This window comes from Azotobacter salinestris (genome assembly GCF_009363155.1).
Lineage (GTDB): Bacteria > Pseudomonadota > Gammaproteobacteria > Pseudomonadales > Pseudomonadaceae > Azotobacter > Azotobacter salinestris.
Map to the genome: position 1 here is coordinate 830,790 of NZ_CP045302.1, position 25,407 is coordinate 856,196.

At 65.3% G+C, this 25,407-nt stretch carries 26 protein-coding genes and 1 pseudogene; 14 read left to right on the forward strand and 13 right to left on the reverse strand.

What is annotated here, in order from left to right; translation table 11 throughout:
* The first annotated feature begins 6 nt into the window (after positions 1–6).
* From GCU53_RS03855 to GCU53_RS03875, 5 genes are read left to right on the forward strand one after another with little or no spacing between them, the layout of a single operon-like run.
* A complete protein-coding gene (locus GCU53_RS03855; protein ID WP_152386446.1) occupies positions 7–1,215 on the forward strand; it encodes an SfnB family sulfur acquisition oxidoreductase in 1,209 nt (402 codons plus the stop codon).
* Complete coding sequence (locus GCU53_RS03860; RefSeq protein ID WP_152386447.1) at positions 1,215–2,606, forward strand: LLM class flavin-dependent oxidoreductase; 1,392 nt, start codon at positions 1,215–1,217, stop codon at positions 2,604–2,606. The genes GCU53_RS03855 and GCU53_RS03860 overlap by 1 nt, the downstream gene beginning before the upstream one ends.
* A 43-nt stretch (positions 2,607–2,649) precedes the next feature.
* A complete protein-coding gene (locus tag GCU53_RS03865; protein WP_152386448.1) occupies positions 2,650–3,468 on the forward strand; it encodes a MetQ/NlpA family ABC transporter substrate-binding protein in 819 nt (272 codons plus the stop codon).
* A 1-nt stretch (position 3,469) separates the two neighbouring features.
* Complete coding sequence (locus tag GCU53_RS03870) at positions 3,470–4,621, forward strand: methionine ABC transporter ATP-binding protein (protein ID WP_152386449.1); 1,152 nt, start codon at positions 3,470–3,472, stop codon at positions 4,619–4,621.
* Complete coding sequence (locus GCU53_RS03875) at positions 4,605–5,258, forward strand: methionine ABC transporter permease (protein WP_152386450.1); 654 nt, start codon at positions 4,605–4,607, stop codon at positions 5,256–5,258. The genes GCU53_RS03870 and GCU53_RS03875 overlap by 17 nt, the downstream gene beginning before the upstream one ends.
* 56 nt (positions 5,259–5,314) lie before the next feature.
* Here the strand turns inward: GCU53_RS03875 and GCU53_RS03880 are convergent, their stop codons facing one another.
* Positions 5,315–5,818 carry an LEA/WHy family protein gene (locus tag GCU53_RS03880; protein WP_152386451.1) on the reverse strand — a complete coding sequence of 168 codons (504 nt, stop codon included), beginning with the start codon at positions 5,816–5,818 and terminating at the stop codon, positions 5,315–5,317.
* 389 nt (positions 5,819–6,207) lie between these two features.
* Positions 6,208–7,545 (reverse strand): OprD family porin, encoded by a 1,338-nt coding sequence (locus GCU53_RS03885; RefSeq protein ID WP_152386452.1) that lies wholly within the window; start codon positions 7,543–7,545, stop codon positions 6,208–6,210.
* A gap of 401 nt (positions 7,546–7,946) precedes the next feature.
* Between GCU53_RS03885 and GCU53_RS03890 the strand changes: the two genes are divergently transcribed.
* On the forward strand, positions 7,947–8,921 hold the full coding sequence (locus GCU53_RS03890) for an aliphatic sulfonate ABC transporter substrate-binding protein (protein ID WP_152386453.1): 975 nt from the start codon (positions 7,947–7,949) through the stop codon (positions 8,919–8,921).
* A 50-nt stretch (positions 8,922–8,971) separates the two neighbouring features.
* On the opposite strand, the gene GCU53_RS03895 is transcribed toward GCU53_RS03890, so the two are convergent.
* A complete protein-coding gene (locus GCU53_RS03895; RefSeq protein WP_152386454.1) occupies positions 8,972–9,901 on the reverse strand; it encodes a sigma 54-interacting transcriptional regulator in 930 nt (309 codons plus the stop codon).
* A 115-nt stretch (positions 9,902–10,016) separates the two neighbouring features.
* Positions 10,017–10,598, reverse strand: a complete 582-nt coding sequence (locus GCU53_RS03900) for an RBBP9/YdeN family alpha/beta hydrolase (protein ID WP_152386455.1) — start codon at positions 10,596–10,598, stop codon at positions 10,017–10,019.
* Between the two features lie 239 nt (positions 10,599–10,837).
* On the opposite strand from GCU53_RS03900, the gene oscA reads away from it, so the two are divergent.
* The 5 genes from oscA to GCU53_RS03925 all read left to right on the forward strand — a co-directional run bounded on the left by oscA (position 10,838) and on the right by GCU53_RS03925 (position 14,960).
* Positions 10,838–11,023, forward strand: a complete 186-nt coding sequence (oscA, locus tag GCU53_RS03905) for a sulfur starvation response protein OscA (protein ID WP_152386456.1) — start codon at positions 10,838–10,840, stop codon at positions 11,021–11,023.
* Positions 11,024–11,198: 175 nt separating this feature from the next.
* Complete coding sequence (locus GCU53_RS03910; RefSeq protein WP_152386457.1) at positions 11,199–12,197, forward strand: sulfate ABC transporter substrate-binding protein; 999 nt, start codon at positions 11,199–11,201, stop codon at positions 12,195–12,197.
* 86 nt (positions 12,198–12,283) lie between these two features.
* Complete coding sequence (cysT, locus tag GCU53_RS03915; RefSeq protein WP_152386458.1) at positions 12,284–13,102, forward strand: sulfate ABC transporter permease subunit CysT; 819 nt, start codon at positions 12,284–12,286, stop codon at positions 13,100–13,102.
* Positions 13,103–13,112: 10 nt separating this feature from the next.
* The gene (gene cysW / locus GCU53_RS03920; protein ID WP_152386459.1) at positions 13,113–13,985 is read left to right on the forward strand and encodes a sulfate ABC transporter permease subunit CysW; all 873 of its coding nucleotides are present in this window, start codon (positions 13,113–13,115) and stop codon (positions 13,983–13,985) included.
* Positions 13,986–13,988: 3 nt separating this feature from the next.
* Positions 13,989–14,960 (forward strand): sulfate/molybdate ABC transporter ATP-binding protein, encoded by a 972-nt coding sequence (locus GCU53_RS03925; RefSeq protein WP_152386460.1) that lies wholly within the window; start codon positions 13,989–13,991, stop codon positions 14,958–14,960.
* A gap of 138 nt (positions 14,961–15,098) precedes the next feature.
* Here the strand turns inward: GCU53_RS03925 and GCU53_RS03930 are convergent, their stop codons facing one another.
* Positions 15,099–16,004 carry a bestrophin family protein gene (locus GCU53_RS03930; protein ID WP_208845490.1) on the reverse strand — a complete coding sequence of 302 codons (906 nt, stop codon included), beginning with the start codon at positions 16,002–16,004 and terminating at the stop codon, positions 15,099–15,101.
* Between the two features lie 363 nt (positions 16,005–16,367).
* Here GCU53_RS03930 and GCU53_RS03935 point away from each other — a divergent pair, with 363 nt between their 5' ends.
* On the forward strand, positions 16,368–16,988 hold the full coding sequence (locus GCU53_RS03935; RefSeq protein ID WP_152386462.1) for a hypothetical protein: 621 nt from the start codon (positions 16,368–16,370) through the stop codon (positions 16,986–16,988).
* Positions 16,989–17,301: 313 nt separating this feature from the next.
* On the opposite strand, the gene GCU53_RS03940 is transcribed toward GCU53_RS03935, so the two are convergent.
* From GCU53_RS03940 to GCU53_RS03950, 3 genes are all read right to left on the reverse strand, one after another.
* Positions 17,302–17,547 carry a DUF6566 family protein gene (locus GCU53_RS03940; RefSeq protein ID WP_152386463.1) on the reverse strand — a complete coding sequence of 82 codons (246 nt, stop codon included), beginning with the start codon at positions 17,545–17,547 and terminating at the stop codon, positions 17,302–17,304.
* A gap of 542 nt (positions 17,548–18,089) precedes the next feature.
* Positions 18,090–18,476 carry a hypothetical protein gene (locus GCU53_RS03945; protein WP_152386464.1) on the reverse strand — a complete coding sequence of 129 codons (387 nt, stop codon included), beginning with the start codon at positions 18,474–18,476 and terminating at the stop codon, positions 18,090–18,092.
* A 496-nt stretch (positions 18,477–18,972) separates the two neighbouring features.
* Complete coding sequence (locus tag GCU53_RS03950; RefSeq protein WP_152386465.1) at positions 18,973–19,590, reverse strand: alpha/beta fold hydrolase; 618 nt, start codon at positions 19,588–19,590, stop codon at positions 18,973–18,975.
* Positions 19,591–20,358: 768 nt separating this feature from the next.
* Here GCU53_RS03950 and GCU53_RS03955 point away from each other — a divergent pair.
* Complete coding sequence (locus GCU53_RS03955) at positions 20,359–20,625, forward strand: hypothetical protein (RefSeq protein ID WP_152386466.1); 267 nt, start codon at positions 20,359–20,361, stop codon at positions 20,623–20,625.
* A gap of 133 nt (positions 20,626–20,758) precedes the next feature.
* On the opposite strand, the gene GCU53_RS03960 is transcribed toward GCU53_RS03955, so the two are convergent.
* The 4 genes from GCU53_RS03960 to tnpA form a co-directional block, all read right to left on the reverse strand.
* On the reverse strand, positions 20,759–21,511 hold the full coding sequence (locus tag GCU53_RS03960; protein ID WP_152386467.1) for a polysaccharide lyase family 7 protein: 753 nt from the start codon (positions 21,509–21,511) through the stop codon (positions 20,759–20,761).
* A gap of 178 nt (positions 21,512–21,689) precedes the next feature.
* Positions 21,690–23,201, reverse strand: a complete 1,512-nt coding sequence (tnpC, locus tag GCU53_RS03965) for an IS66 family transposase (RefSeq protein ID WP_152386468.1) — start codon at positions 23,199–23,201, stop codon at positions 21,690–21,692.
* 81 nt (positions 23,202–23,282) lie between these two features.
* Positions 23,283–23,540 carry an IS66 family insertion sequence element accessory protein TnpB gene (gene tnpB, locus GCU53_RS03970; protein ID WP_167520026.1) on the reverse strand — a complete coding sequence of 86 codons (258 nt, stop codon included), beginning with the start codon at positions 23,538–23,540 and terminating at the stop codon, positions 23,283–23,285.
* Between the two features lie 61 nt (positions 23,541–23,601).
* Positions 23,602–23,931, reverse strand: coding sequence for an IS66-like element accessory protein TnpA (tnpA, locus tag GCU53_RS03975; protein ID WP_152386470.1), 330 nt, complete (start codon positions 23,929–23,931; stop codon positions 23,602–23,604).
* A gap of 242 nt (positions 23,932–24,173) precedes the next feature.
* On the opposite strand from tnpA, the pseudogene GCU53_RS03980 reads away from it, so the two are divergent.
* Positions 24,174–24,737 (forward strand): annotated as a pseudogene (locus GCU53_RS03980) (cation:proton antiporter domain-containing protein); the annotation flags it as partial.
* A gap of 317 nt (positions 24,738–25,054) precedes the next feature.
* On the opposite strand, the gene GCU53_RS03985 reads toward GCU53_RS03980, so the two are convergent.
* Positions 25,055–25,366 (reverse strand): hypothetical protein, encoded by a 312-nt coding sequence (locus tag GCU53_RS03985; protein ID WP_152386471.1) that lies wholly within the window; start codon positions 25,364–25,366, stop codon positions 25,055–25,057.
* Positions 25,367–25,407: the final 41 nt, after the last annotated feature.

The window sequence follows — 25,407 nt, forward strand, 5'->3', positions numbered from 1 at the left end:
GTCGCCATGCCCGTCCACCAAGACTTCCCGCGCGGCCAGGCCGCACTGATCGAAAACGACGCCCAGGCCCTGCGGGTCGCCGACGAGTTGGCCGCGGAGTTCGTCCGCGACGCCTCGGTACGCGACCGCGAACGGCGCCTGCCGCATGCCGAACTGGAGCTGTTCTCCCGCGCCGGCCTCGGCGGCATCACCGTGCCGCGCGCCTACGGCGGCGCCGGGGTGTCCAGCGTCACCCTGGCCCAGGTGATCGCACGCATCGCCCGCGCCGACGCCTCCCTCGGGCATATCCCGCAGAACCACTTCTACGCCCTGGAAGTGCTGCGCGTGAACGGCAGCCCCGAGCAGCGCCGCCACCTCTACGCCGAGGTGCTGGCCGGGGCGCGCTTCGGCAACGCCCTGGCCGAAATCGGCACGCGCACCGCCCAGGAGCGCAGCACGCGGCTGCGCCGCGAGGGCGACGGCTACCGCATCCAGGGGCGCAAGTTCTACGCCACCGGCGCGCTCTACGCCCAGCGCGTGCCGACCCTGGCGATCGACGACGACGGCGTCCAGCAACTGGCCTTCGTCGACCGCCGCGCGCCGGGGCTGGAGGTCATCGACGACTGGGACGGCTTCGGCCAGCGCACCTCGGCCAGCGGCACGGTGAACTTCAACGACGTGCCGGTCGCCGCCGGGGACGTGGTGCCCTTCCAGAGCGCCTTCGCCCGGCCGACCACCGTCGGCCCGCTCGCCCAACTGCTGCACGCCGCCATCGACGCCGGCATCGCCCGCGCCGCCTGGGAGGACGCCCTGGCCTTCGTCGCCCGCCGCGCCCGTCCCTGGATCGACGCGGGGGTGAACCGCGCCGCCGAGGACCCGCTGGCCCTGCAGATCCTCGGCCGCCTGACCAGCCGCCTGCATGGAGCCGAGGCGCTGCTCGAACGCGCCGGCGAGTTCGTCGACCGCGCCCAGGCCGCGCCCGATGCGGAAAGCGTGGCGGCGGCCTCGATCGCCGTCGCCGAGGCCCGCGCGGCGACCACCGAGGTCGCCCTGGACGCCGCCAACCGCCTGCTCGAACTGGGCGGCAGCCGCGCCACCCTGGCCGAGTACAACCTCGACCGCCACTGGCGCAACGCGCGCACCCACACCCTGCACGATCCGGTGCGCTGGAAGTACCACGCGGTGGGCAACTACTACCTGAACGACGCCCTGCCGCCGCGCCGGGGGACCATCTGATGAGCCGCAAGCAGATTCTGCTCAATGCCTTCAACATGAACTGCGTGGGGCACATCAACCACGGCCTGTGGACCCACCCGCGCGACCGCTCGACCGAGTTCAACAGCCTGGAATACTGGACCGATCTGGCCCGGCTGCTCGAGCGCGGGCTGTTCGACGGACTGTTCATCGCCGACATCGCCGGGGTCTACGACGTCTACCGCCAGTCGGTCGAGCTGACCCTGCGCGAGGCCATCCAGCTGCCGGTCAACGACCCGCTGATGCTGGTCTCGGCGATGGCCGGGGCAACCCGCCACCTGGGCTTCGGCGTCACCGCCAGCCTCAGCTACGAGCCGCCCTACCTGCTCGCCCGGCGCCTGTCGACCCTCGACCACCTGAGCCGCGGGCGGGTCGGCTGGAACATTGTCACCGGCTACCTGGACAGCGCCGCCCGCGCCCTGGGCCTGGAACATCAGGTGGAACACGACCGCCGCTACGACCAGGCCGACGAGTACCTGGAGGTGCTCTACAAGCTCTTCGAGGGCAGCTGGGAGGACGGCGCCGTGCTCGAGGACCGCGCCGGCCGCCGCTACGCCGACCCGGCGCGGGTGCACAAGGTCGAGCATCACGGCGAGTTCTACCGGGTCGAGGGCTACCACCTGTGCTCGCCCTCACCGCAGCGCACTCCGCTGCTGTTCCAGGCCGGCACCTCGGAACGCGGCCGGCGCTTCGCCGGGCGCCACGCCGAGGGCGTGTTCATCACCGGGCAGCATCCCCGGGCGGTCGCCGAACAGGTGCGCCAGGTGCGTGCCGAGGCGCTCGCCGCCGGCCGCCCGGCCGATGCCATCAAGCTGTTCATGGGCCTCACCGTGATCGTCGCGCCGAGCGAGGCCGAGGCCCGCGACAAGCACGCCGAATACCTGCGCTACGCCAGCCCCGAGGCGGGCCTGGCGCACCTGTCCAGCTCGATCGGCATCGACCTGGCCGCCTACGGCCTCGACGAGCCGATCCGCTACCGGAAGACCAACGCCATCGAGTCGGTGGCCAGGACCTTCACCGCCGCCGGCAGCGGCTGGACCAAACGCAAGCTGCTGGAGCAGCACGCCCTGGGCGGCCGCTACCCGACCCTGGTCGGCTCGCCGCAGCAGGTCGCCGACGCCATCGCCGACTGGGTCGGGCAAACCGACCTGGACGGCTTCAACCTGACCCGCACGGTGACCCCGGAAAGCTACGCCGACTTCATCGACCTGGTGGTGCCCGAGCTGCAGGACCGCGGCCTGTACAAGACCGCCTACGCCGAGGGCAGCCTGCGGGAAAAGCTCTTCGCCGCCGGTCCGCGCCTGCCCGCCAGCCATCCCGGCGCGGCCTGGCGCGACCTGGGCCGTAGCGACGCACGCGCCAGACGCGCCTGACCCCGATCCCGATCCGACTTCCCTCAACACAAGGAAACCGTTCATGCCGCTCACGTCCCTCTCCCGCCGCCGCTGGTTCAAGACCCTCGCCTGCAGCGCCCTGCTCGGCTTCTCCGGCCTGAGCCTGGGCAGCGACGCCCCCCTGAAGATCGGCACCACCGCGGCCTTCGCCCCGCCGCTGGAAGTGGCGGTCGCCGAGGCCGCCAAGGAAGGCCTCAAGGTCGATCTGGTCGAGTTCAGCGACTGGATCTCGCCGAACGCCACCCTGGCCCACGGCGACATCGACGCCAACTACTTCCAGCACATCCCTTTCCTGGAGAACGCCAGGCAGGAAGGCGGCTACGAGCTGGTGCCGGTGGCCCCCGGCGTGCTGAACAACGTCGGCCTCTATTCGAAGAAGCACAAGAGCATCAATGCGCTGCCCGAGGGCGCCAAGGTCGCCATCGCCAACGATCCGGTCAACGGCGGGCGCGGCCTGCAGCTCCTGAAGAAAGCCGGGCTGATCACCCTCAAGCCGGGCGTCGGCTACAAGGCCACCCTGGAGGACATCACCGCCAACCCGAAGAAGCTCGAGATCATCGAACTGGAGGCGGTGCAGCTGGTGCGCGCCCTGGACGACGTCGACCTGGCCCAGGGCTACCCCCACTACATCCGCCTGGCCGGCACCCTCGATCCGCATTCGGCGCTGCTGTTCGACGGCCTGGACCACCCGGAATACGTGATCCAGTTCGTCGCCCGCCCGCAGGGCAAGGACGACCCGCGCCTGCGCCGCTTCATCGACATCTATCAGCATTCGCCGCTGGTGCGCGCCGCCCTCGACAAGGCCCACGGCGGTCTCTACCTGCCCGGCTGGGAGCAATGACATGAGCAGCCTGACCTCCGACTATCGCTATTTCGACGACGGCTCGCCGGAGCGGGATGCCCGGGCCCCGTCCGCCGCGCGGATCCAGGCCGGCGTCGAGCCGCAGCACGCCCACCTGCGCTTTTCCGGCCTCGGCAAGCGCTACGACGGCGCCCAGGGCCCGGTGCACGCCCTGCAAGGCATCGACCTGACGGTCCGCCGCGGCGAGATCTTCGGCATCATCGGCCGCAGCGGCGCCGGCAAGTCGTCCCTGCTGCGCACCATCAACCGCCTGGAGCGGCCCAGCGAGGGCCGCGTGCTGATCGACGGCGAGGACATCGGCGGCTACGACACGGATCGCCTGGTCGCCCTGCGCCGGCGCATCGGGATGATCTTCCAGCATTTCAACCTGCTGGCCTCGAAGACCGTCGGCGAGAACGTCGAGCTGCCGCTGCGGGTCGCCGGGGTGCCGCGCGAGCGGCGCCAGCGCAAGGTCGAGGAGGTGCTGCGCCTGGTCGGCCTGGAGAGCAAGCGCGACGCCTATCCGGCGCAGCTCTCCGGCGGCCAGAAGCAGCGTGTGGGCATCGCCCGCGCGCTGGTCCACGACCCGGAGATCCTGCTCTGCGACGAGGCTACCTCGGCGCTCGACCCGGAGACCACCCAGTCGATCCTCGCCCTGCTGCGCGAGATCAACCGCCGGCTGCGGCTGACCATAGTGCTGATCACCCACGAGATGGAGGTGATCCGCGAGATCTGCGACCGCGTGGCGGTACTGGAGCGCGGCGAGCTGGTGGAACAGGGACCGGTCTGGCAGGTGTTCGGCGCGCCCCGCCATCCGGCCACCCGCACGCTCTTGGCGCCGTTGCAGCAGAAACTGCCCGAGGACCTGCTGGCGCAGCTGCAGAACGGCCGCCGGCAGGCGAACGACCGCCTGCTGCTGGAGCTGCGCTACACCGGGGCGAGCAACCGCGAGCCAGACCTGATGGGTCTAGGCGCATACTTCGGCGGCCGGGTGAGCCTGCTGCAGGGCGGCGTCGAGCGCATCCAGGGCCGCACCCTGGGACAGCTGCTGCTGGCCGTGGCGGACACGCCCCTGGCCGCGGAGGCGCTGCGCCGGCAGGCGCTGGAACTGGCCGATTCGGTGGAGGTGCTGGGTTATGTCGCCGCTGCTTGATCGCCTCTGGCAGGCCCTGCTCGACACCCTGCTGATGGTCGGCGCCTCCGCCCTGCTCGCCCTGCTGCTGGGCATCCCGCTGGCGGTGCTGCTGGTCACCAGCTCGCGCGGCGGCCTGTTCGAGGCGCCGCTGCTGAACCGGGTAGTCGGCTGGCTGGTCAACCTGTTCCGCTCGGTGCCCTTCCTGATCCTGATGGTCGCGCTGATCCCCTTCACCCGCCTGCTGGTCGGCACCAGCTACGGCGTCTGGGCCGCGGTGGTGCCGCTGACCATCGCCGCCACGCCGTTCTTCGCGCGGATCGCCGAGGTCAGCCTGCGCGAGGTCGACCCCGGGCTGATCGAGGCTGCCCAGGCGATGGGCTGCCGGCGCCGGCACATCGTCTGGCACGTGCTGCTGGCGGAGGCCCGTCCGGGGCTGGTCGGCGGCTTCACCATCACCCTGGTGACGCTGATCAACGCCTCGGCGATGGCCGGCGCCATCGGCGCCGGCGGCCTCGGCGACCTGGCCTACCGCTACGGCTACCAGCGCTTCGACAGCCAGACCATGCTCACCGTGATCGTCGTGCTGGTCGCCCTGGTCTGCCTGCTGCAGTACGGCGGCGACCGCCTGGCCAGGGGGCTGAACCGGCGAGGCTGAGCGTCGTCGCCGCGGGGCGGTCCCGACCGGTCCGCTCCCGCAGGCTCATCCATTCCTCAGGGGTTGCCGGCGAGCATCTCGCCCTTCGTCAACTCGCCGCTGTTGAAAAACGGCACCTTGCGTCCGAACAGACGTCCCGTCTTGACTTCCCCGCTCACCCTGTAAGGGATGGGGTCTTCGGCTTTCTTCAACAGCTTGACGAGAGGCTTCATGCGCCGCCAGAGGTTCGTCGTGACCGGCACCTCGAATTCCTGGTAGCTACGGGCAGGAACGGTGAACGATTGTCTCGACTCGCCATCGCTCACCAGCTCGATATCGTCCAGATGCACCTTGTAGGCCAGACCGCGGACCGACAGCTTGCTCTCGTTAGGATTGCTGATCCGGAAATGCAGGACGAAATCCTGCTCCAACAGACCGGCCTTGCTGATGTTCACTTGAGTCAGCTCGAGAACAGGAGACTGAAATGCTTCATCTGCCCAGCTTGTGGAGGCAGTCGTGCCGGCAAGGAGAGTCATGAGCCAGAAGCCGAAAAACTTTGCTGTAGGTGCCCGTAAATGCATGGGTCTGCTCCCTGGTTGCCTATGAGCGTAGCAACCCCTTGCCCTTCGGCAAGTCAAATAATAATAATTCTTATTTAGCCACTACTGGATCAGCTTGGCAAGAGTGCGTCAGCCGGCCAATGACCGGCGTCATACTTTGCGCGATTATTGCGACAACGACGTGTCATGGCCTTCGCTCCGAGCGATCGGGAACCATTCTGCCGGTAGTTGCCCCCCCGTTGATCGGGGGTTGATCTGTCTGGCGACTGCCAATTTGCCTGCCTGTCAATCCTCTTTCCCGGGATCGCGCCAGGAACCAAAAAAGGCCGGCCCTTGCGGGACCGGCCAAGAGGTCGAGATGACCCAGCCTTTTGGTATTCGGGTTGCGCCTGCGACGGACCCAGGCCCGCTTAGAGCAGCGGCAGGCTGTAGGTGACGTACAGGCGGTTCTCGTCGATGCTGCGCTGCGAGGCCACGTCGCTGCGCAGCGAGGCATGCCGGTAGGAGAGGCCGACGCCCTTGAACAGGCCGCCCTGCACGACGTAGTCCAGGCGCAGGTCGCGCTCCCACTCGCTGGCGTCGCTGCCGTTGGTGTCGATGTTGTCGCCGTGCAGGTAGACCGCCGAGGCCTTCAGGCCCGGCACGCCGAGCTTGGCGAAGTCGTAGGCGTAGCTGGCCCGCCAGGTGCGCTCGCCGGCGCGCAGGAACTTGTTGATCTGGCTGTCGGTGATCAGGTAGGCGGTGTAGCCGTCGCCCTGGTTGAGCACCGGGAAGTCGCTGTTGCCGGACAGCCGCTGCACGCCAAAGCTCAGCTCGTGGGCGTCCAGCAGGTAGGTGAACTTGGCGCTCCAGGTGCGGTTGTCGACCTCGCCGCGGTCGCGGTCGCCGGCCGACCAGTAGCCGCTGCTGCGATAGCCTTCGGCGCGTCCGGAGGCGCTGGCGTTCTTGCCGTCGGAGTCGCTGTTGAAATAGCGCAGGTCGGTCTTCAAAAGGCCCACCGGCAGCTTCCAGTCGTGCTGCAGGCCGACGAAGTGCTGCACGTAGAAGTCTTCCAGGTTGCCGTAGTAGTACTGCAGCAGGAGGTTCTTGCCGAGCTTGTAGTCGGCGCCGGCGAAGTAGAACTGGTTGCTGAACTGGCCGGTCTTGGCATTGTTGGCGCCGGCGATGGACAGGCTGTCGCTGTTGGTCGAGCTGCGGCCCTTGGCACGCTCGAACTTGCCGCCGGTCAGGGTCAGGTTGGAAATCTCGTTGCTGGTCAGCTGCGCGCCCTCGAAGGTCTGCGGCAGCAGGCGGCCGTCGTTGTGGGTCACCACCGGCAGCTTGGGCAGGAAGGTGCCCAGACGCGCCTCGGTTTTGGAGAAGCGCACCTTGGCGGTCAGCCCCAGGCTGCCGTATTCGTGCACGGCGCGGCCGTCGCTTTCGGTGGGGAACAGCTGGCCGCTGTTGTTGGCGCTGGTCGGGTTGTAGTGGGTGCCCTTGCCGGAGTCGAGGCGGACGCCGACTAGGCCGAGGGCATCGACGCCGAAGCCGACCGGGCCCTGGGTGTAGCCGGACTTGTAGTCGAGGATGAAGCCCTGGCCCCATTCCTCCTGCTTGGACGGGGCGGCGGCGCCGTCGCGGTTGTCCTGGTTGAAGTAGAAATTGCGCAGCCCCAGGGTGGCCTTGCTGTCCTCGAAGAACCCGGCAGCGCCCGCGTGCTGCGCGGCCCCGCCGAGGACGACCGCCAGGGCCAGGTAAGACTTGTTCATGCTCGATGCTCCAGATGCCTGTTCGAAATTCTTGGAATGCATGGCTGGGGCTCGGGCCGGCGAACGCTGCGAGGAGGTTGCTGGTGGGAGGGGGAGCCCCATGATCGGGCTCGGTGCGGTGATCCGCTGTCGGCTGGGGGTGCAATCTAAGGGAAATCCTTTATCCCTAAAAAGAATTATTTTTTACTTTAATATAACTAAAATATCAAAGGTTGCCGCGCAGCCTTGTTCCCTCTCGAACGGGTGGCCGGGCATATCCTTATCGCCTTAAATTATTGGCTTGCCAGTTTTTAGATAATCTAGTTTGCAACGACCGGACCACCGGACTTCCCGCATTTTCTTTCGAAGTTCCGTCGTTCCGGTCCCTCGTAGTGGCCGGGACCGCATCCACGAGGTCTTTCATGCCCCCGTTCATTTCCCTCAGCCGCCGCGCCCTGCTCGGTCTCGGCCTCGCCCTGGGGCTGTGCGCCGCCCTGCCCGTCCAGGCGGAAACCGAGCTGCGCATCGGCTACCAGAAGTCCTCCACCCTGATCGCCCTGCTGAAGGCCCGCGGCACCCTGGAGAAGGCCCTGGCCGCCCAGGACATCCGCCTCAGCTGGCACGAGTTCGCCAGCGGCCAGCCGCTGCTGGAGGCGCTCAACGTCGGCAATCTCGACCTGTCCGCCGACGTCGCCGACACCGTGCCGGTGTTCGCCCAGGCCGCCGGCGCCCAGCTCGCCTATTTCGCCCAGGAGGCGCCGTCGCCGGCCGCCCAGGCGATCCTGGTGCGCGCCGACTCGCCGCTGCGCGGCCTGGCCGATCTCAAGGGCAAAAAGGTGGCGGTGACCAAGGCCGCCGGCAGCCACTACCTGCTGCTCGCCGCGCTGGCCAGGGCCGGTCTGAAGTTCTCCGACATCCAGCCGGCCTACCTGACCCCGGCCGACGGCCGCGCCGCCTTCGAGAACGGCAAGGTGGACGCCTGGGTGACCTGGGAACCCTTCCTCAGCAGCGCCCAGCGCCAGCTGTCGACCCGCACCCTGGCCGACGGCGAGCAGCTGGCCGCCTATCAGCGCTATTACCTGACCAGCCAGCGCTTCGCCAGGGAACACCCGCAGGTGCTGGAAGTGGTGTTCGCCGAGCTGGTCAAGGCCGGCGACTGGCTGCGCGCCAATCCCCGGGAGGCGGCACGGATTCTCGCGCCGCTGTGGGGCAACCTGGCGCCAGAAATTGTCGAGCAGGCCAACGCCCGGCGCAGCTACCGGGTGCGCCCGGTGCAGGTGGAGAGCCTGGCCGAGCAGCAGAAGATCGCCGACGCCTTCTTCGCCGAAGGGCTGCTGCCCAGGCGCGTCGATGCCCGCGACCTGTCGATCTGGCAGCCGCAGACGGCCGCCCGCTGAACCCCTCTTCCCCGGCCGCATCCACTCGCCGGGGATTTTCGTCTGTGCCTTCAGATACCCGGCTGGGCCAGCAAGGCGCGCAGGTGCGCCCGCTCCCGGGCGTCGAGCCGGGCCAGTTGCTCCTCGATGATGGTCAACGGCGTGTGCGACGGCGCTGGGGTGCCCGGCAGATTGAGGTGGGCCGGGAGGATCTCGTCGCCGCTGCAGACCAGCAGGGCGAAATGGATGACGCTCTCCAGCTCGCGGGTGTTGCCCGGCCAGGGATGGCGCTCCAGGGCGAGCTGGGCCTGCGCGCCGAGCTGAGGGAGAGCCAGGCCCAGGCGCTGGGCGTAGACGCCGAGAAAGTACTCGGCGAGCGGCAGGATATCCCCGGGCCGCTCGCGCAGCGCCGGTAGCTCCAGACGGCCCTCGTCAAGGTAGCGGTACAGCCGCTCGCTGAACTTGCCGGCAGCCACCGCCTGGGCCAGGTCGACGCTGCTGGCCGCCACCAGATGCACATCCACCGGCGCCGGCTGCTGCGCACCGACGCGCAGCACCTCGCGGGTTTCCAGGGCAGCGAGCAGCTTGCCCTGCAGGCCCAGCGGCAGATCGCCGATCTCGTCCAGATAAAGGGTGCCGCCGTTGGCCGAGCCGAACCAGCCGGCGCGGCTGCAGGCGGCACCGGCATAGGCGCCGGCGGCGTGGCCGAACAGCTCGGCCTCGGCCCAGGTCGGGCTGAGCGCCCCGCAGCTGACCGCGACGAACAGGCCGCCGCGTCCGCTTTCGCGGTGGATCTGCCGGGCCAACAGCTCCTTGCCGGTCCCGCTCTCGCCGCGGATCAGCACCGGCAGGCCGGTCGGCGCGAGGCGCTCCACCTCGTCGCGCAGCCGGCGCGAACGGGGATCGACGAACACCAGCGCCTTGGCACGGATGCTCAGCGGGCTCTTGTCGGCATCGGGGAAAGTCAGCAGCGGCTGACCGGGCGGAAGATGGCGATTCATGGGGAACTCTCCTGGCTGGGCCGCCGGGCCGGCCAGGTCCGGGGCTATCGGCGATTGTCGGGTGGGAAACGGCTGCACCCCGGCATCTGCCGGTTCTCGCGGGCGCCCGGGCGCCTCATACGCAGCGCCGCTCCAGTCGTTCGATCTGTTGCTGCAGGCGGTAGAGGTGGGCAAAACCCTGCTCCCAGCGCCGGTGTCCGGAATCGACATTGATATGGCCGGCGCCGGGCAGGATGGTCGGCAGCGCGCCCCAGTCGCGGGCCAGCTCCAGGGCGCGGACCGCCGTGGCGGTCGGGTCGTTGTCCGAGCCGACCAGTTGGCTGGGAAACGGCAGGCGCTCGCGGACGATGGGGGCGAAACATCGCAGGGGTTGGTGACAGCCGGGACGCTCGACATCCGCCGGCGCCACCAGCAGCGCCCCGCGCACCCGGCGCAGCGAGGCGGACGGGGCCTGGGCGGCCCAGCGCGCCACGGTGACGCAACCGAGGCTGTGGGCGATGAGGATCGCCGGCGTGCGCTCGGCGGCGACCGCACGCTCCAGCGCGGCGACCCAGCTGAACGGGTCGGGATTGTCCCAATCGGCCTGCTCGACCCGCACCGCATTCGGCAGCGTGCGCTGCCAGTGGCTCTGCCAGTGCTCGTCGGGCGAGCCGTGCCAGCCCGGCAGGATCAGGTAGCGAAGTGTCTGGCTGGGCATTGCGGGCCTCCTCGTGTGGCAATGGAGACCAGTCTAGGCATACCTTTTAAATTCTAAAAAAGAATAAAAAATTATTTATTTATTCAAATTTTCTTATGCTGCAGACCGTTATCTGATAGCAATTAATTATATAAAAATCACAAAACAGTATTTTTAAGAATAAATGCTTTTCCCTACTATCCGCTCCACGCCGCCGAACCACCGACCCGACGGCATATTCATCCAAGGAGAGCACAGCCATGAGCGCCCCCCTCAGAAGCCTCGAAGGCCAGGACGAGTCCAGCATCCTGCGCGAGATCCACAGCGCCCTGAAGAACCTGCGTTTCGGCGCGGTGGAGATCACCGTGCACAACGGCCAGGTGGTGCAGATCGAGCGCAAGGAGAAGTTCCGCCTGCAGGCACAGCAGACCGGCAAGACCCCCTGATTTCCCGGGGCGAACGACCCGACTGGACAACCGGAGGGTACGCATGAACGAAGAACACACCGGGCACCGAGCCCCTCGGTGCAGACAGGGCTCGAGCCACCTGCACCGGCACATGCCAACGTCGACCGTACCCCACAACCAGAACGCATCGCCGATACATTCAGGAGTCGTATCCATGTCCATCCGTCGTTTCGCCCTCGCCGCCCTGGCCGGCCTGAGCCTCTGCGCCGCCGCCCAGGCACAGACCCTGCTGCTCAACGTGTCCTACGATCCGACCCGCGAGCTGTACCGGGAGTACAACGCCGCCTTCAACAAGCACTGGCAGGCCGAGGGCCATGACCCGGTGACCATCCAGCAGTCCCACGGCGGTTCGGGCAAGCAGGCGCGCGCGGTGATCGACGGGCTCAAGGCCGACGTGGTGACCCTGGCCCTGGCCGGCGACATCGACGAGCTGTACAAGCTCGGCAAGCTGATTCCCGAGGACTGGCAGAGCCGCCTGCCGCAGTCCAGTACGCCCTACACCTCGACCATCGTCTTCCTGGTGCGCAAGGGCAACCCGAAAGGCATCAAGGACTGGGGCGATCTGGTCAAGCCGGGCGTGGAAGTGATCACCCCGAACCCCAAGACCTCCGGCGGCGCACGCTGGAACTTCCTCGCCGCCTGGGCCTGGGCGCAGAAGCAATACGGCAGCGAGGACAAGGCCCGCGTCTACGTCGAGCAGCTCTACAAGCAGGTGCCGGTGCTGGATACCGGCGCGCGCGGCTCGACCATCACCTTCGTCAACAATAACATTGGCGACGTTCTGCTGGCCTGGGAGAACGAAGCCTTCCTGGCGCTGAAGGAACAGGGTGGAGAAAACTTCGAGATCGTCGTGCCTTCGGTGTCGATCCTTGCCGAACCGCCGGTGGCGGTAGTGGACAAGAACGTCGACCGCAAGGGTAGCCGCGAAGTGGCCACCGCCTATCTCAACTACCTGTACAGCGAGGAAGGTCAGCGCATCGCCGCGAGGAACTTCTACCGGCCGCGCAACGAGAAGGTCGCCGCCGAGTTCGCCAAGCAGTTTCCCAGCCTCGAGCTCGTGACCATCGATACGGAATTCGGTGGCTGGAAAACCGCCCAGCCGAAGCTCTTCAAGGACGGCGGGGTATTCGACCAGATCTACAAGGTGCGCTGAACCCATAACCACGCAGACAAGGCCACGAGCCGGAAGTCCTGGACTCCGCTTGTGGCTTGTTGCTTTCCGTCATTCGAGAGATGTCCATGTCCCGCCGCATATCCCCCGTCATACCCGGCTTCGGGCTGACGCTGGGCTACACCCTGGTGTATCTCAGTCTGTTGGTGTTGATTCCCCTGGGTGCCATGTTCGTCCACGCCTCCCAGCTCACCTGGTTGCAGTTCTGGGAGGTTGTCTCCGCCCCGCGGGTGCTGGCCGCACTCAAGCTCAGCTTCGGCACCGCGCTGGCCGCCGCACTGCTCAACGGCGTGATCGGTACCCTGCTGGCCTGGGTGCTGGTGCGCTACCCCTTCCCCGGCCGCAAGGTCATCGACGCCATGATCGACCTGCCGTTCGCCCTGCCCACCGCGGTGGCCGGCATCGCCCTGACCGCGCTCTACGCGCCGGCCGGAGCGGTCGGCCAGCTCGCCGGCGAGTTCGGCCTGAAGATCGCCTACACCCCGCTGGGCATCGCCCTGGCGCTGACCTTCGTCACCCTGCCCTTCGTGGTGCGCACCCTGCAGCCGGTGCTGGCGGACATTCCCCGCGAGGTCGAGGAGGCGGCCGCCTGCCTCGGCGCCAGCCCCTGGCAGACCTTCCGCCACGTGCTGCTGCCGGCGCTGCTGCCGGCCTGGCTGACCGGCTTCGGCCTGGCCTTCGCCCGCGGCATCGGCGAGTACGGCTCGGTGATCTTCATCGCCGGCAACATGCCGGGCAAGACCGAGATCCTGCCGCTGCTGATCATGGTCAAGCTGGACCAGTACGACTATACCGGCGCCACCAGCATCGGCGTGATGATGCTGGTGGTGTCCTTCGCCCTGCTGCTGCCGCTCAACCTGCTGCAGCGCCGCATCGCCACGCCGTAAGGAGGCCGCCATGTCATCCACAACCCTGAGCGCGGCCGCCTCCGCCAATGCCGCCCGCCGCGGCAACGCCCTCGGCCGCCGCCTGCTGATCGCCACCGCCTGGCTGGCGTTCGCCGTATTCCTCCTGCTGCCGCTCTACGTGGTGCTGAGCGAGGCGCTCAAGCTCGGCTTCGGGACCTTCTTCGAGGCCCTGCTGGAGCCGGACGCCATCTCCGCCCTCAAGCTGACCCTGCTCGCCGTGGGCATCTCGGTGCCGCTCAACCTGGTGTTCGGCCTGGCTGCCGCCTGGTGCGTGAGCAAGTACGAGTTTCCCGGCAAGAGCCTGCTGGTGACCCTGATCGACCTGCCGTTCTCGGTCTCGCCGGTGATCGCCGGCCTGATCTACATGCTGCTGTTCGGCGCCCAGGGCCTGTTCGGCGAGTGGCTGAGCGAGCGCGACATCCAGATCGTCTTCGCCCTGCCCGGCATCGTCCTGGCGACCATCTTCGTCACCCTGCCCTTCGTCGCACGCGAGCTGATCCCGCTGATGCAGGAACAGGGCACCCAGGAAGAGGAAGCCGCGCGCCTGCTCGGCGCCAACGGCTGGCAGATGTTCTGGCACGTCACCCTGCCCAACATCAAGTGGGGCCTGATCTACGGCGTGGTGCTCTGCACCGCCCGCGCCATGGGCGAGTTCGGCGCGGTGTCGGTGGTCTCCGGACACATCCGCGGCTTCACCAACACCCTGCCGCTGCACGTCGAGATTCTCTACAACGAGTACAACCACGTCGCCGCCTTCAGCGTCGCCAGCCTGCTGCTGGTCCTGGCGCTGATCATCCTGCTGCTCAAGCAGTGGAGCGAAGCCCGTCTGTCCCGCCTCAAGTCCAATGCTGCCGAGGAGTAAGCCATGTCCATCGAAATCCGCAACGTCAGCAAGCGCTTCGGCGCCTTCCAGGCCCTCAACGACATCAATCTGGACATCCACAGCGGCGAGCTGGTCGCCCTGCTCGGCCCCTCCGGCTGCGGCAAGACCACCCTGCTACGGATCATCGCCGGCCTGGAGACCCCGGATGCCGGCAGCATCTCTTTTCACGGCGAGGACGTCTCCGGCCACGACGTGCGCGACCGCAACGTCGGCTTCGTATTCCAGCACTACGCGCTGTTCCGCCACATGACGGTGTTCGACAACGTCGCCTTCGGCCTGCGCATGAAGCCCAGGCGCGAGCGGCCGAGCGAGCAGGTCATCGCCCAGAAGGTCCATGAACTGCTGGGCATGGTGCAACTCGACTGGCTGGCCGACCGCTATCCGGAGCAGTTGTCCGGCGGCCAGCGCCAGCGCATCGCCCTGGCCCGCGCGCTGGCGGTGGAGCCGAAGATCCTGCTGCTCGACGAACCCTTCGGGGCGCTGGATGCCAAGGTGCGCAAGGAGCTGCGCCGCTGGCTGGCGCGCCTGCACGAGGAGATCAACCTGACCTCGGTGTTCGTCACCCACGACCAGGAGGAAGCCATGGAGGTGGCCGACCGCATCGTGGTGATGAACAAGGGGGTGATCGAGCAGATCGGCGCGCCGGGCGAGGTCTACGAGCAGCCGGCCAGCGACTTCGTCTACCACTTCCTCGGCGACTCCAACCGCCTGCATCTGGACGACGGGCACATCCTGTTCCGCCCCCATGAGGTTCTGCTGTCCCGCGAGGCGGTGGCCGAGTACCACGGCGCCGAAGTGCGCGACATCCGTCCGCTCGGCGCCATCACCCGGGTGACCCTCAAGGTCGACGGCCAGAACGAGCTGGTCGAGGCGGAGGTGGTCAAGGACCACGACACCCTGGTCGGTCTGGCGCGCGGGGAGCGGTTGTTCATCAAGCCGAAGGCGAGCGCCTGAAACGCCCCGCCCGGCCCGATATCATGCGGGCCGGGCGGAACATTCTTCGAACTGAAAACACGACGGGCGGGGTAAAACCCCGCCCGTTCCTTTCATGCCGCAGCGAATCGCCCTCCACGGTCCGGCAAGCGGACGACGTCAGAGGCGCTTCAGCTCGCCGCCCAGCGGAACCAGCTCGGGCGAGCGCTCCGCGGTGGCGTCGCGCAGCATCGACTCCAGGTTGCGCTCGATGTTCTGGCACAGGGCCTCGGTCTGGATCCGGTGCTCGCTGTTGCGGAAGGGGCTCTGCAGGTCGGTGCCGACCCGCTCGATGGCCAGCAGCATGAAGCCCGCCACCGTCGAAGCCAGCGGCGTGTACCAACCGAGGGTTTCCACCAGGCCGATCGGCATGATCAGACAGAACAGGGTGATGAACAGCCGCGGGAAGTACACGTAGGGATACGGCAGTGGCGTGTTGGCGATCCGCTCCATGCCGCCCTGGCAGTCGGAAAGCACCACCATGGTCGACTCCAGGCGGGACAGACGCATGCTGTCCAGCCGTCCGGCCTTGTATTCCTTGGCCAGCAGGGCCGCCGAGCCGTTCAGGATGTCGTTGGGGAAGTTGTTGGTGTGGTGGCGACGGTCGAACTCCTCGGCCGGGATCAGCGCCTGGACCTCCTCGCCACAGGGAGCGCCCTTCAGGTGCGCCGACAGGGCCTTCACGTAGGCCACGTGGCGACGCAGCAGCACGGCCTTGACCGGGTTCATGCCGTAGGCGTCGTCGATCAGGGTGAGCACCTGGCGCGCGAAGCTGCGCGAGTTGTTGGTCATGGTGCCCCACAGGGTGCGCGCTTCCCACCAGCGATTGTAGGCGCTGGAGTTGCGGAAGCTGGTCAGCACCACCAGCGCCGAACCGAGCAGCGTCAGGGGCATCGGAGGGAGATTCCAGCGTGGACTCACCAGAAGCATGTAATCCACGGTGATGAAGATATCCCAGAGCAACAGCCAGAATAGCGACCAGCCGACATAGGTAAGCGTTTTGATCAGGTATCGGCTTTTTCGGATAAAGGCGTTCGACACAGGCGCATCTCGACTAGGGGAGTAACGGGGATTCGACCACCGAACAATAGTTCGATCGCACTGCAATCCCATGATTCTCGGGTTATCCGATGGGTGGAACTATTAATGATTAACGAATTGACGCGCGTCAAGGACACCAAGTGCGCGCCCATGCGTCAGTTCATATCGTGGCAATCCAGGCGATGGCAAGCGGGCACGCCCTGCAAATCGGTTCGACTTCGAAGCAGTGCACTTTGGAAACTCGCCTGCAGCCGGCCAGATACAAGGCGGTCCCGGCTTTCGCCAGTACTGCAATCGCAATCTTGCAGTGACATTGTTCGGCCGAAAACTACGACCAGAGAACCGGCGATGCAGAACCCGCCGGAAACATCTGCAAACAATCTCATTTCCCGCAGATCACGCCACGAATCGAGCTGGAAAGCCCAAAACCTTGAAATAGAGGGTTGCGAGCCCCTGAGCGAACCTCCCTTCGACCTACCTGTCCGCATCTGGGGCATCGAAACAGGCAGGAAACAATGTTGCTATCGGAAACAGACGCCGCCTCTGCAACACGTCAATCAAGATCCAGCAAAGATGATGCACAGCCTGTCCAGCAAGTTGCAGACACTGCGGTACATCCTCATCCGAGTAATATCAAATCGATATCATTACGTGGGCCGTAAATATTTTGTAAATCTTTACCTGCGATTCCGGGGTAGCCCTGCTCCTCTTTCCATCATTGAAGCCAATCAATCCCGCACCCTCTTTGCCACGGCAGCAACCGCCCGCCGAAGTTCTGAGGGGCTCCTTCGAGAAAAACGATGGCTGTTTCAAAAAGGAATAGCCGAATACGGGCGAATGCCGAAACGGGAACTTTGCACAGGCTTGGCGAGAGTATTTGGAAACTGCTTGCGCACCCTTTTCCTGACGGTACTCAAGAACTGCAAATCCCGCAGGCTGGGCCGGGGCCTTTCTCTTTCCGGCCAATGATCGTCGAACATGAGGACAAGTAAAGGTGAGGAACTCGCATCACGGAATGCGCCCTGACAGGCGACAGGACACGAATAGAAAAATCCTGTGGAGCAGGAGACCGGCAATGACCAGCCTCGGCAGCCAGTGCATTCAAGGTGCGGGCCTGGCATCGGCAATAGCGCCGGCCTCATTGCTTCGGCACTACCGAGCCAGGCCCTGGACAGCAGGAGAGCCCCCTCCCGCCCTTGAGGGCTATTCGCTACGCAGGCATGTCCCGCATCAGGGCATCATGCTCGCAGCTGAAGGAGGTAACGAGAGAAAATACCAGCCGTCAATGCCGGGCCAGCCTGTCGATGAGCGCGCGGCAATGCCGGAAGCCGGCCTCGCGGGCCGCTTCGATGCCGTCCCAGGAACAATCGACATCGGTTTTCCGGGAGGTGAACATTTCCCTATCCCGACGTACGCTGGCCCGGATGGTCCACTTCCGTCCCAGCCCGGAGCGGTATGGCTCGACAGCCATATCGAACCCCTTGTATTTCTGCACATAAACAGCAACATCGGCACCCTTATTATTCATATTATCTCCGTGATAGTGATGTTGGCCTGTCGAAACAGGCAGATAGGCACTTACAGCGCAAAAAATCCTGCCCCAACTAAAGTTGCGTGGCAAGCGCACCGTAACAGGGCAACATGCCAGCAAGCGGCCAGCCTTGGCCCGCCGATCAGAGAACATGAACACCACCTGTGTTCGCCAGTCGCCTGGCCCAGGCGAAACCGCTTGCTTCCCATTCAAGATCCGGCTTTTCTGATAGGCCGATCTGTCCCCACATTCGGTCCGATCCGCGCAACATGCCCATTGCCATCATTTTTATGACGCAAGGAGATGGCATTGGTGCAACAGGGTGCTGCGAGAACCGCCCCATCTCATCCCTTACCCGCCTCCTGAGACTGGCCGCTGGGAGCGAAGCGGATGGCATCGCGGATAAGGCGTGGCGGCACAGCCAGGTCGCGGGTGCCGCTGGGGAAAAATGTGCGACTCGGAACATGTCAGACCGTCGCCGGGATCGGTGACGGTGGGCAACCCAAGCGTTGCCCACCCTGACCTGCCAGCTGACGCCATTAGCCGTTATAGGGAAAGGACTTGGCGGTTTCGGGCGTCCAGCCAAGCGGGCGCGGGCGGTTGCCGTGGATCATGACCTTGTCGCCGGGGGCAAAGACATAGTTCGGCGAGCGGTACGTCTTCAGTTCGCCGCTGTCGGTGCGCACGATGTAGGCGCGGTCGCTGCCGCCGACAGCCTTCTGACCGGAACCGCCGAACACCGCGCCGAGGCCTGCACCGATCACCGCACCGATCGGACCGCCCACGGAACCGGCCATCATGCCCGTCATGCCGCCCGTAGCCTGCCCGGAGGTCTCGTCGCCCACTTCGCTGACGATTTCAGCGGCGTAAACGTTGCTGACGGCGAGCATGCCGATGGTCAGAGCCAGAATGCCGAACTTTTTCATGGCGGTTCCCCCGAGGACGATATCTGTGGTCGTTGCCAGTGATTCCTGTTACTGGGGCGCTGTCTGCGCCGTTTCGCTTTCCTTGGTGAGGAAACTAACCATTTGGCTGACATAGATCAATAAAACAATCATCGCATCATGCTTAAGGAGGGGGTGTCCCTGGCAGTCTGCCAGGCAGAACTTTCCCACCGTCGAATGCCAAGTGACTGATTTTAAAGAAAAAATTACCAGCGCGAGAGTTGCAGCCGGTCTTCAGGCCTGGAGGAAGTTCGTTCGTCGCCCTTATCCGAGGGAGCCGGAGATGATGAGTTCGGCAGGCATGCCGGCGCCCGCTGGCCATGAACAACACCGCCAGCGATCAGCTCCCGGGGAGAAGTGCCCCCTACTTTGCGTCTTGCCGGATATCTGCCTGTGAGGTCGAGAGGTTCAGCGTCGGTAGCCTGGGCGGCGAGGCTGTGGATTCGCGGTCGCCGCCGGCCAGGAGAGGTAATTCAGGTCATCGGCTCTTGGCCAGATGCCTGTCGATCAGCGGCGCCACCTCGGCGGCGAGGATTTTGGCCAGGCGGTGATCGCCGCCGGGGAGAACGTGCAGCTCGGCGCGGGGCAGCAGCGTGGCGAGGCGCTGGCCGACACTGACGGGACTGACCGGGTCGTCATCGCCCCACAGCAGCAACGTCGGCATCTCCAGCTCCGCCAGCCGGGGCGTCAGGTCCTCGCGATAGTCGATGAACCACTGCGGCACGACCAGGTTTGCCTCCGCGAACAAGGGGCGCCAGTCCTGCGCGCCCAGGCTCTCCATATCCATCCCGCCCGAGGTCGCGGTCAGTACCAGGTGGGTGACCAGCTCGGGCTGCTCAAGCGCTGCCAGCATGGCAATCACCCCGCCCATCGACTGCGCCACCAACGCCGTCGGCTGGTCGATCTCGGCTACGACGCGTGCCACCAGATCGGCAAAACGGGTCACGCCCGGATCGGCCGGCGTCGAACCCAGGCCGGGCCAGCCGATATGGACTTTCTGTGCCGGGTGAGCGAGCAGGTCGGCAGCCGGCCGCCAGAATCGCGTGCTGCCGGAGGCGCCGGGGAGGAACAGGAGTTTGGAGGGAGAGGAATACACAGGGTCAGCCCTTGAAAGTATTGTTTGAGGGGAGCGACGCCATAGTAATGCTGGACAGGCAAAGCGCTGTCTACCCTACTTGCTGTCAATCCGCATAAAAAGCTCAGACTGAAAAAAGCCAGAAACTCCAATAAATACAAGGGATTCGGGCTTTTCCGTTTAAGTCGCCGCTAGCCGTGGCCGCGCGCTCCCTGGTCGAGGCGAGTCTGCCAGCCGATGCCGCCAGCCTTGAAGCAGGCGATCGCCTCGGGGAAAGACGCAGAGAAACCTGCTCCTTGGTAAGAGTCTTCTCCGAGCCATGGGCCTGGTGTGTTTGGCGACTACCAATTTACCTGCTTCCCTACCTGTAGATCCTCGCTTCCCCAGGACTCTGCGAAGAATCGAAAAAACCCTGCCAGTGTGGCAGGGGCTCGTTGGTCGGACTTGCCGGCCCGACAGCAGCCAGGCTGCTAGACTGCCAGGGATGTCTCTTCCTCCTCGCCTGTCGCGCAGCGTCCTCTACCCAACATGGCTTTCCCAGCACAGTGCCTTCCGTCGCATTGCACCGCGCACTGCGGTCAATGTTGGCTCAAGTCAAGAATGCCGCTGCCTTGGTGCCCTAGGGTGCCGGCTTGGGCGGCCGTCCTGTATGTGTCCAGACCTTTGCCGGTCCGTGGTAGCGCAATGAAACGAAGTGTTAGCCGCCCCCCCTTGCTCGCCATGCCATCCCATCAAGCCAGGCTGGAGGCACACCCGATGAATGGAGTTTTGATACTCACGATTGCCGCCATGGTCTACCTGATCCTGGCCGCTGCGGTGATGGATCTTCTCATAGAGCTGATATGCCATCTCCTGCAAAGCCAGGACAACCCCGATCTGGAAGAGGTTTCGGACAGCCTCCAGGTCGTCTCGTCGCAAGACGAGCAGGTGCGGAAAATCCCCTCCGCGTGCGCACCCGGCACGCAGCAGGGCAATAGCCCCTGCCCTCCCTCACCCTCCGAGCCTTTACAGCGGATCCCCCTATCCCCCTGGCTCCTCACGAGGGTTGGGGCGTAACCACACGCCTCCAGCGATCAGCCGTCCGCTGCTGGATTGCAGGCACAAAAAGAGCCCCTGCCAGAGTCGCAGGAGCTCTGATGTGGAACCGGTTGGCCGAGCTTGTGACTTTCCCTGCCTTCGCACGGGAAGGTCATCCGGCGGATCCTCGAACACGGACCAATGCTCCCGGATTTTGTCGGTGGCGTTCCTGACTTTCCGCCTGCTGCGCGACTTCGGACGCCTCAGTCCTGTCGCTGTGCGTCATGTTCAGCGAATAGAAGGTGGCTCTCCCGGCCCCCGTTCCGCCTATCTCCTGCTGGCTGTACATGCCGGCCTTGGCATACCACCTGTCGCTCCGGTACGAGGCCACGTCGAACCGGTATCTCCTGACTTCGCCGTTGACCGTGACGGTCAGTTCCCCATCGCTGGTCACTGCCGCCGAGTAAGCCAGCCTGTTGCCAAGCCTGTAGCCCTTGAGGATGGGATCTTTCCTTTCCTCGCCGTTGTACTGCGGGCGATATTGCACGTAGATGGTGCTGCCGGTGATCTGCAATTTGAACGGCGGTTTCGTGCTCGTGCCATGGAACTGGCCGATGATCGCCTTTTGGCTGGCTGCCAGGGAGTCGACCGTAAGCGTTGCGCTCAAACGGTGGACCCTGGCGCTGCCGAGGCGCCAGTTGGCCTCCTTGTCGGCGCCGTTGGGCAGCGTTTCCCGGAGTTCGGAGCGTGGGTAAACGCTGTTCGGCGTGCTTCGGATGCCTGCCCCGGAGGAAGGCGCATAGAAGGTGATGGAGCCATCGGTGTTGCGGACAAACCACTTCGACTCATAGGTCTGAAGCTGCCTGGTCTGAATGATCGCGGCCCCAACGGGAATGGTGAGATTCCAGTGCGAAAGATCAATCACTTCACGGTTCCTAGCACGACAGGTTCATGATGGCATTATTTTGCCTTCATATTGATATTACCTGTGTGCCATCGCACGCATCCTCCTCAATCGATCGGCCGCTCGCGCAGAGCCATTGCCCGCAATCGCCTTCGGTCACATTGCCTCGCTGACACTGATCAATGTAAGCGGCTGGGGATTACACCTTGCTGGCAGGCATCCAGTTGTGCGGCAGCAGCTCGGTGAGCCCACTGGCCTTCTGCGTTGGCAGCCGGGTCAGCACATCTTTCAGATAGGCATACGGATCATGGCCGTTCAACCGCGCTGACTGGATCAGTGTCATCAGCGCAGCCGCACGTTTGCCGCTGCGCAGCGAGCCGGCGAACAGCCAGTTCGCACGGCCGATGGCCCACGGGCGGATCTGGTTTTCACACCCGTTGTTGTCGATGGCGAGCATGCCGTCATCGAGATAGCGCACCAGGGCCGCCCAGCGCTTGAGGCTGTAGTCGAGTGCCTTGGCGATGGCCGTGCCTTCATGCACCAACCGGCGCTGGGCGAGCATCCAGCCGTGCAGGGCATCGGCGATGGGCTTGGCTTTTTCCTGGCGTATTCGCTGTCGCTCATCGGGCAGCAAGTCGTGTACCTCGCGCTCGACGTCATACAGCTGACCGATGTGGCGCAGGGCCTGTTCAGCCAGTTGGCTCTGGTTCGCGACATGCAGGTCGTAGAACTTGCGTCGGGCATGGGCCATGCAGCCGATCTCGGTCACGCCCTGCTCGAAGCAGGCCTTGTAACCGGCGAAGTCGTCGCAGACCAGCTTGCCTTTCCAGTCGCCCAGGAAGGTGCGGACATGCTCGCCGGCACGGCTGGGGCTGAAGTCGTAGACGGCTGCGCGCAGCTCGGCGAACGGGCTGGGAACGTAGGCCCAGACGTAGGCGCGCTGGGTCTTCTTCATGCCCGGCGCGAGCATCTGCACCGGGGTCTCGTCGGCATGGACGACGTTCTGCTCCAGGACTGTGTCCCGCAGCGCATCGACCAGCGGTTGCAGCTGTACGCCGCAGCGGCCGACCCACTGCGCCAGGGTCGAGCGCGGGATGGCCAGGCCGGCCCGGGCGAAGATCCTTTCCTGCCGGTACAGGGGCAGATGATCGGCAAACTTGGCCACCATGACCTGGGCCAGCAGCCCGGCGGTCGGGATGCCCTTGTCGATCACCTGGGCCGGAACCGGCGCCTGGATCAGGGTTTCGCACCGCTCGCAGACCCACTTGCCGCGGATATGCCGCTCCACCGTGAAGACGCCCGGGGTGTAGTCGAGCTTTTCGCTGACATCCTCGCCGATGCGCTTGAGCTGGCAGCCGCAGGAGCACTGCGTGTTGTCCGGCTCGTGATGGATCAGCGTGCGGGGGAACTGCGGCGGCAAGGCCGTGCGCCTGGGCTGCCGGCGTGGCCCGGCAGCGGCGGGAGCTGGAGCCAGTTCCTCGAGCTCGGCTTCGATGGCCGCGATATCGGTATCGAGCAGATCGTCCAGCAGGCTGAGCTGGGCAGCACCGAGCTGCTCGCTGCGCCGGGCAAACCGATGCCGCTTGAGGACGGCAATTTCGTGAGCCAGCTGCTCGCCGCGGGTTTTGTAGTAATGGACTTGCTGCGTCAACTGCGCCGCCAGTTCGCGCAGTTGCTCGGGAGTCAGATGGTCGAAGCAAGCAGAAGTCATGGCGCCGAGTGTGCCTGCCTTGATCGCTCCCGGCGATAGGCCGTTCGGTCAATTGCGCGGCATGGGGCACCTGACGGTCAACTATAAAAGGCGGATTTCGGCCCCCGATCCGACCCGCTGCCAGGGCAGCCCGACCACCAGGGCCTGAAGCTGCTCGGCGCTCAGTTCAAACTGGGCACCCTGCCAGCTGCCCGGCCAGACGAAGCGGCCCCGGTTCAGCCGGCGCGAGGCCAGCCAGACACCGAAACCATCGTGAACCAGCACTTTCATGCGGTTGGCCCGCTTGTTGGCGAACAGGTAGGCGTTGTGCGGCTTCGCCGCACCGAAGACCGCCACCACGTTTCCGTTCCGGCCCGCATATCCAGCGGCGCGGTGGCGAGCCAGATGGCATCGATGCGGATCATTGCAGGAGCTCGCGGACGAACCGGGCACAGCCTTCGGCATCGCCCGCCGGCCAGTGCACGGTCAAGCTTGTACGGCGATGGGGAATCTCGATGCGGATCTCCGCCTGGTCGGAAGTCGCCGACTGAACCAGCGGCTCCAGCGTCACCGGAAGAAAGGCGGGCAGTGTCCCGGTCGACGGGGAGCATGCGGCCAATCTTCTCCAGCGATGAACCACATTGGTATTGATGCCGTGGCTCAGGGCCACGCTGGCAACCGAGTTGCCGGGCAGGCTGCACTCCTGCACGACCTGCGCCTTGAAGGCCTTGGAATAAGAACGTCGCTGCATGATTCCCCGCTTGAAAGCCTTGAAATGGTGTCCACGATAAATAGGTGGACACCATCTCTTAGCCTGGCGGGTTCAAGCCAGATGACTTGGCCGGACGGTTACTGATCAATGTTGGCTCAAGCCAAAATGCCGCTGTGCAAGTGTCATAGGACGCCAGCTCGGGCTGGCCTTATCCCGAATGTGTCTGGCCTTTGCCGACCCGTGGTGGCGCAACGAGCGAAGTATCAGCCGCCTTTCTTGCTCGCCTGGCACTGGTCTTCGGCGGGGCATCGCTGGCGGCGAAGCTGCACGTTTCGGCACCGATCGTGATGGCGGTTGCCGGCCTGATCATCGGCAATCATGGCCGCCGCCATGCCATGTCCGATGAACCCCGCCGTTACGTCGATGGCTTCTGGGTCCTGATCGACGAGACTCTCAACGCCCTGCTGTTTGCCCTGATCGGCCTCGAGCTGCTGGCGCTGCCTCTCGCCTGGCTGCATGTGGCTGCAGCGATCCTGCTCGGCGGAGCCGTGCTGGTAGCCCGGGTGCTGACCATCGGCCCCGGTATCGTCCTGATCCGCCAGTCGAAATCCGCCCAGCTCCAGGTGCCCCCCGGAACCGTCCGCATCCTGTCCTGGGGCGACCTGCGCGGCGGGGTTTCGGTGGCACTGGCCCTGGCGCTGCCCCAAGGCCCGGAGCGCGACCTGCTGCTGGCCCTCACCTATATCGTGGTGCTGGTCTCGATCCTGGTGCAGGGGCTGACCATCGAGCCACTGGTACGGCCGCTGTATGGCAGCAATCCTGTCGAGGCCGGGGAAGCCCACTGAGCGCCACGTCCGACAGCGCCCTAGGCAGAGCCTGCCGGTCCAGGCGCGCCACTAGGCGGCGATGACTCACGCCAGGTGATCTTCGGGAAGCAGCTCATCGAGGCTGATGGGGAACAGACTGCCTTGGCCGGAGGAATGACCGCGGATGCAAGCCATAAATGACAATGCCTCACCGACTGCCAGATTTTCACACAGTCTGTGAGGCGCGGCTCCAGTGTTCGGGATGTCGTCATCCGCTCGGTAGTCGGGCTTTCGAGCCAGCCCTGCATCGACTCGCTCTTGCTTGCCGAGCAAAGAGTCTCAGCGAGATGTACCTGCTATTTACTCTTGCCCTTGCCTTCCCCGATCACGCCTGAAAGGCCACGAAGCGTCGCTTGTCGGTAGCCTCCGTCCAGAAGCGGCTGGCTCACGTCCTGAATCTGGCAGGCTTTCTGTCCGGCGGTCGTCAAGTGATGGCCGACTTCTTCAGCCTGCTGTGGAGTCAGCCGGATCTCGACCGGCCCCAGCCAGAAAACGACGACATTTTCCTCGACACAGACCCGGACGCTGTAGTCTGCGATCATGCCTCCACTGAACAGCCCAGCTGCTTGATAGTTGTCCGTCCCACTCAGCAGGTGCAGCTTGTTCATCGCTCTCCTCCTCGGAACCCCTTCAAAATTCCGTCACGAAC

Coding starts and splice junctions, on each gene's coding strand:
- GCU53_RS03855 (WP_152386446.1), top strand. CDS start 7: ATGCCCGTCCACCAAGACTTCCCGCGCGGCCAGGCCGCACTGATCGAA.
- GCU53_RS03860 (WP_152386447.1), top strand. CDS start 1,215: ATGAGCCGCAAGCAGATTCTGCTCAATGCCTTCAACATGAACTGCGTG.
- GCU53_RS03865 (WP_152386448.1), top strand. CDS start 2,650: ATGCCGCTCACGTCCCTCTCCCGCCGCCGCTGGTTCAAGACCCTCGCC.
- GCU53_RS03870 (WP_152386449.1), top strand. CDS start 3,470: ATGAGCAGCCTGACCTCCGACTATCGCTATTTCGACGACGGCTCGCCG.
- GCU53_RS03875 (WP_152386450.1), top strand. CDS start 4,605: ATGTCGCCGCTGCTTGATCGCCTCTGGCAGGCCCTGCTCGACACCCTG.
- GCU53_RS03880 (WP_152386451.1), bottom strand. CDS start 5,818: ATGCATTTACGGGCACCTACAGCAAAGTTTTTCGGCTTCTGGCTCATG.
- GCU53_RS03885 (WP_152386452.1), bottom strand. CDS start 7,545: ATGAACAAGTCTTACCTGGCCCTGGCGGTCGTCCTCGGCGGGGCCGCG.
- GCU53_RS03890 (WP_152386453.1), top strand. CDS start 7,947: ATGCCCCCGTTCATTTCCCTCAGCCGCCGCGCCCTGCTCGGTCTCGGC.
- GCU53_RS03895 (WP_152386454.1), bottom strand. CDS start 9,901: ATGAATCGCCATCTTCCGCCCGGTCAGCCGCTGCTGACTTTCCCCGAT.
- GCU53_RS03900 (WP_152386455.1), bottom strand. CDS start 10,598: ATGCCCAGCCAGACACTTCGCTACCTGATCCTGCCGGGCTGGCACGGC.
- oscA (WP_152386456.1), top strand. CDS start 10,838: ATGAGCGCCCCCCTCAGAAGCCTCGAAGGCCAGGACGAGTCCAGCATC.
- GCU53_RS03910 (WP_152386457.1), top strand. CDS start 11,199: ATGTCCATCCGTCGTTTCGCCCTCGCCGCCCTGGCCGGCCTGAGCCTC.
- cysT (WP_152386458.1), top strand. CDS start 12,284: ATGTCCCGCCGCATATCCCCCGTCATACCCGGCTTCGGGCTGACGCTG.
- cysW (WP_152386459.1), top strand. CDS start 13,113: ATGTCATCCACAACCCTGAGCGCGGCCGCCTCCGCCAATGCCGCCCGC.
- GCU53_RS03925 (WP_152386460.1), top strand. CDS start 13,989: ATGTCCATCGAAATCCGCAACGTCAGCAAGCGCTTCGGCGCCTTCCAG.
- GCU53_RS03935 (WP_152386462.1), top strand. CDS start 16,368: ATGCAGAACCCGCCGGAAACATCTGCAAACAATCTCATTTCCCGCAGA.
- GCU53_RS03940 (WP_152386463.1), bottom strand. CDS start 17,547: ATGAATAATAAGGGTGCCGATGTTGCTGTTTATGTGCAGAAATACAAG.
- GCU53_RS03945 (WP_152386464.1), bottom strand. CDS start 18,476: ATGAAAAAGTTCGGCATTCTGGCTCTGACCATCGGCATGCTCGCCGTC.
- GCU53_RS03955 (WP_152386466.1), top strand. CDS start 20,359: ATGGTCTACCTGATCCTGGCCGCTGCGGTGATGGATCTTCTCATAGAG.
- tnpC (WP_152386468.1), bottom strand. CDS start 23,201: ATGACTTCTGCTTGCTTCGACCATCTGACTCCCGAGCAACTGCGCGAA.
- tnpA (WP_152386470.1), bottom strand. CDS start 23,931: ATGCAGCGACGTTCTTATTCCAAGGCCTTCAAGGCGCAGGTCGTGCAG.
- GCU53_RS03985 (WP_152386471.1), bottom strand. CDS start 25,366: ATGAACAAGCTGCACCTGCTGAGTGGGACGGACAACTATCAAGCAGCT.